General features: G+C 59.9%; 5 protein-coding genes. 2 read left to right on the plus strand and 3 right to left on the minus strand.

The genetic code is table 11. The features are described 5' to 3' along the window. Nucleotides 1-70: 70 nt before the first annotated feature. The 3 genes from HU811_RS25260 to HU811_RS25270 form a co-directional block, all read right to left on the minus strand. Nucleotides 71-955 (minus strand): ATPase, encoded by an 885-nt coding sequence (locus HU811_RS25260; RefSeq protein WP_186658718.1) that lies wholly within the window; start codon nt 953-955, stop codon nt 71-73. Between the two features lie 108 nt (nt 956-1063). Next, a complete protein-coding gene (locus HU811_RS25265; RefSeq protein WP_186658721.1) occupies nt 1064-2056 on the minus strand; it encodes an NAD-dependent epimerase/dehydratase family protein in 993 nt (330 codons plus the stop codon). 56 nt (nt 2057-2112) lie between these two features. Continuing rightward, on the minus strand, nt 2113-3006 hold the full coding sequence (locus HU811_RS25270; RefSeq protein WP_186658724.1) for a LysR family transcriptional regulator ArgP: 894 nt from the start codon (nt 3004-3006) through the stop codon (nt 2113-2115). Nucleotides 3007-3101: 95 nt separating this feature from the next. On the opposite strand from HU811_RS25270, the gene HU811_RS25275 reads away from it, so the two are divergent. Continuing rightward, nucleotides 3102-3704 carry a LysE/ArgO family amino acid transporter gene (locus tag HU811_RS25275; protein WP_186658726.1) on the plus strand — a complete coding sequence of 201 codons (603 nt, stop codon included), beginning with the start codon at nt 3102-3104 and terminating at the stop codon, nt 3702-3704. Nucleotides 3705-3879: 175 nt separating this feature from the next. Beyond that, complete coding sequence (locus tag HU811_RS25280; protein ID WP_186658728.1) at nt 3880-4476, plus strand: superoxide dismutase; 597 nt, start codon at nt 3880-3882, stop codon at nt 4474-4476. Nucleotides 4477-4521 lie beyond the last annotated feature (45 nt).

Raw genomic sequence — 4521 nt, forward strand, 5'->3', positions numbered from 1 at the left:
GTGGGAGCGAGCCTGCTCGCGATGGCAGTGGCACACGCAAACTGGTCCATCGCTCGCGACTACGGCTTTGTTACTGAGCCCGGCTGCCGAGTTGCTGTTGCAGGTTGCGGATCTGCGATTGCAGCGTGTTGATATTACGAGTGACCTGGCCGCGGAAGGCGTCGAACTCGGCGGTGTTGCTGCCCCCGTTGTCCTGCTGGCTCTTGAGCACGATCACGTCCTGTTCCAGGCGTTCGATGGCAGAGTTGGAAGTGGCTCTTTTCAAAGCGGTGATGTCGGCACCGATGCTCTTGAGCCGGGCATCGAGGGCACCGTCTTCGCCCTGGTTTTTCAGGGCGGAAACTTCAGCCGCCAGCGCCTGGACCTGGGCTTGGAGCTCCTTGTTGGAAGCTTGCAGCTGAGTGTTGGCGTTCTGCTGTTCAGTGGTCTGGGCCATGATCTGGGCCAGTTCCTTGTCCAGGTCGGCGGACGGCCCGAACGCGACCAGCTGTTGTTTGTACTGATCCTGCAGCTTCTTATCGAATTGCTTGCCCTGCTCCTGAAGCTTGCTTTCCAGCTGTTTGATCTGCAACTTCAAGGCTTCACTGTCGCTCATGACATTGGACTGACCGGCTACAACCTTGCCGGAAATGTCCTGCAGGCGCCCCGCCGCATCTTCACTGATACGGGCGAAACTTTCCTGGGTGGCCACCAGTTGCTGTTCCATCAAGGAAATCTGCTGGAAGCTCCACCACGCCAGGAAGGCAAGCGCACACAACAGCGCACCGACCAGTGCCCACAGTGGCCCGGTACTGGCCCCCTTGACCTTGGCCGCCGCAACAGGTGCCGGGCGCGCTTGCACGTGGGGCGGGCGTTCGCGCCCAGGCAGAAAGTCATCGTCATCGGGAATGTCGGCCCGCATCCGCAAGCTCGGAATATCATCGAAGTCGTCGTTGGAATCGTTACGCATGGGCATTGGGTTCAACCTTTGGGAAACCGGTGTTGGCTCGATGCAGCGAGTATAACCCCCTCGCCCGCCGCACCGATTGACCCCGAACCTGGCACTCGGTTCATGACGGAGCGATCAGCGGGCATCCTGGGCTTTCCACCAGGCGCAGAACTCATCAAGAGCGGTCCACAGGCTGACCTGTGGATCGTAATCCAGATAATGCCGAGCCCGGCTGATGTCCAGGGTGAAATTCTTGTTCATGACCTGCATGCCCAGGCGCGACAACGTCGGTTCGGGACGGCCCGGCCATAAGGTGCAAAAACCTTCATTCAGGGCGGCGATGCTGTAGGCCAGCCCGTAGGAACGATAACGCCGGACCTGTGGGACTTCCATCTGTCGCATCACATAATTGACCACATCCCACAACGGCACCGGCGTGCCGTTACTAATGTTGTAAGCCTTGCCAAGGGCCGATTCGCCGGCCAAAAGACTACTGAGCAGCGCTTCGTTGAGATTCTGCACGCTGGTGAAGTCCACCTTGTTCAACCCGTTACCGACAATGGCCAAGCGGCCTTTGCGTTGCATTTTCAACAGCCGGGGGAAAATGCTCATGTCGCCGGCGCCGGTGACAAAGCGCGGGCGCAGAGCCAGGACTTCGAGTCCGAACTCCTGCGCCCCGAAGACTTTCTGTTCAGCCAGGTATTTGGTGGCCGCGTAGGGATGTTTGAAGCGCTTGGGCACTTGTTCTTCGGTCAGGTCCAGATGGTCCCGGCCGTCGAAGTAAATAGACGGCGATGACAGATGAACCAGGCGCCGGACCTTCTGCTTGAGGCAGGCCTCGACAATATTTTCCGTGACCTGGACGTTACCCTGGTGAAAATCCTGATAGCGGCCCCAAAGCCCCACGGAACCGGCGCAATGCACGACACTGTCAACACCCAGGCACAGGTCCCGAGCCAGCAACGGGTCACTCAGATCCCCCGGGATGAACTGCGCCCCGCGACGCACCAGGTGCTCAACGCTCTCGGCCCGGCGACCGTTGACCCGCACATCCAGGCCTTGCTCCAGAGCGAAACGCGCAAAGCGCCCGCCAATGAAGCCGCTTGCGCCGGTAACCAGAATTTTCATGAAGACTCCTAAAATCAGATTCGAGCTTCAAGCTACAAGCTTCAAGCCAATCGCTTTCAACTTACCGCTTGTAGCTTGCTGCTTGCCGCCTTGATCAACCGCTCAGTCAACAAACCCAGTAACTGCCCGCCATTGCGCCAATGATGCCAGTACAACGGCACATCGATCGGTTTATCTGCGAGCAATTCCACCAACTCGCCGCGCTCCAGTTGCTCACGCATTTGCAACTCCGGCACCAGTCCCCAGCCAAGCCCCGCTTCGGCGAGCCGAATGAAACCTTCGGACGACGGGCAGAGATGATGTTGGAAACCGCCTTCGACCCCCAGGGAAGCAAGGTAGCGATGCTGCAGGAAATCATCCGGGCCGAACACCAGCGCCGGCGTGCGTGCCAGTTGATCGGCGCGCACCCCATCGGGGAAATGCCTGGCGATGAACGCCGGGCTGGCCAACGCCCGGTAGCGCATGGCCCCCAACAACACGCTACGAGCACCGGCCACCGGACGTTCACTGGCGCAAACGCACGCCGCCACCTCACCGGCCCGCATGCGTTTGAGGCCGACGTTCTGGTCTTCCACCACCAAGTCGAGCAACAGATGATGTTCGGCGCAGAAATCCCCAACGGCCACCGCCCACCAAGTGGCCAGGCTGTCGGCATTCAAGGCGATCCGCAGGCGCTCAGGCAGCCCCTCCTCATCCAGCGCTGGCACCAGGCTTTGCAGGTCGCGCTCCAACAGCCGCACCTGCTGCACATGGTTGAGCAAGCGGCGACCGATTTCGGTCGGTGCCGGCGGCGTGACGCGCACCAGCACGGGCTGGCCGACCCGCGCCTCCAACAGTTTGATCCGCTGGGAAATCGCCGACTGGGACAAACCCAACACTTGGGCGGCACGTTCGAATCCGGCCTGTTCGACCACGGCGGCCAGAGCGGAAAGCAGTTTGTAATCGAACATCAGTTTTCCTAATGAGCAATCAGCAATATTGGTTTTTCTTATACAGCTTTGCACCGGAGAATGGCCAGCATTCAAACCTATTCGGGGAGTAATCTATGTGGCAAAGCTACATGAACGGACTGCTGGTGGCCCTCGGGCTGATCATGGCCATCGGCGCTCAGAACGCCTTCGTGCTGGCCCAAAGCCTGCGCCGCGAACATCACTTGCCGGTCGCTGCCCTGTGCGTAACGTGCGATGCGCTGTTGGTGGCCGCCGGGGTGTTCGGCCTGGCGACACTGCTGGCCCAAAGCCCGTTGCTGCTTTCAATAGCCCGCTGGGGCGGCGCCGCGTTCCTGCTCTGGTATGGCAGCCTGGCGTTGCGCCGGGCCTGTTCTAAACAAAGCCTGCAACAAGATGAAAAACAGGTGGTGCGCTCGTTACGGGCGGTGCTGCTCAGTGCGTTGGCGGTGACCCTGCTCAACCCCCACGTCTATCTCGACACCGTGCTACTGATCGGTTCCCTCGGGGCCCAGCAAAGTGTGCCCGGCGCCTATGTCGTGGGAGCGGCCAGTGCTTCGTTGCTGTGGTTCTTCACACTGGCAATCGGTGCGGCATGGCTGGCACCGTGGCTGGCCCGGCCGAGTACCTGGCGGGTACTGGACGTGCTGGTGGCGACGATGATGTTCAGCGTGGCAATACAGTTGATCGTCTCCGGCTGATTATTCCAAACCGCTCTGGAACCTCTATCCCACACAGTTGTTGCGTGGTTATGCCGTTCCCCCGGTGCTATGATCCGACTCCTGCGCCGCAATGAGTACAAACTCCCCGGCGCTAGTCTGGCCGCCCGTGATCGGCCTTGCGCTCACCGCAACTGACCTGATTAGGAGAATCACCATGGCTTTCGAATTGCCGCCGCTGCCTTATGCACACGATGCACTGCAGCCGCACATCTCCAAAGAGACTCTGGAATATCACCACGACAAGCACCACAACACCTACGTCGTGAATCTGAACAACCTGGTACCTGGCACCGAGTTCGAAGGCAAGACCCTGGAAGAAATCGTCAAGACTTCCTCGGGCGGTATCTTCAACAACGCCGCTCAGGTCTGGAACCACACCTTCTACTGGAACTGCCTGGCGCCAAACGCCGGCGGTCAACCTACCGGTGCGCTGGCCGAGGCCATCAACAGTGCGTTCGGTTCGTTCGACAAGTTCAAGGAAGAGTTCACCAAGACTTCCGTTGGCACCTTCGGCTCCGGTTGGGGCTGGCTGGTGAAAAAGGCTGACGGTTCCCTGGCCCTGGCCAGCACCATCGGCGCCGGCAACCCGCTGACCAGCGGCGACACCCCGCTGCTGACCTGCGACGTTTGGGAACACGCCTACTACATCGACTACCGTAACGTTCGTCCGAAGTACGTCGAAGCGTTCTGGAACCTGGTCAACTGGAAGTTCGTGGCCGAGCAGTTCGAAGGCAAGACCTTCACCGCTTGATTCGTGATGCCAGACAAAAAAAACCCGGCGTGTTGCCGGGTTTTT

It is taken from the genome of Pseudomonas tehranensis (assembly GCF_014268615.1).
Lineage (GTDB): Bacteria > Pseudomonadota > Gammaproteobacteria > Pseudomonadales > Pseudomonadaceae > Aquipseudomonas > Aquipseudomonas tehranensis.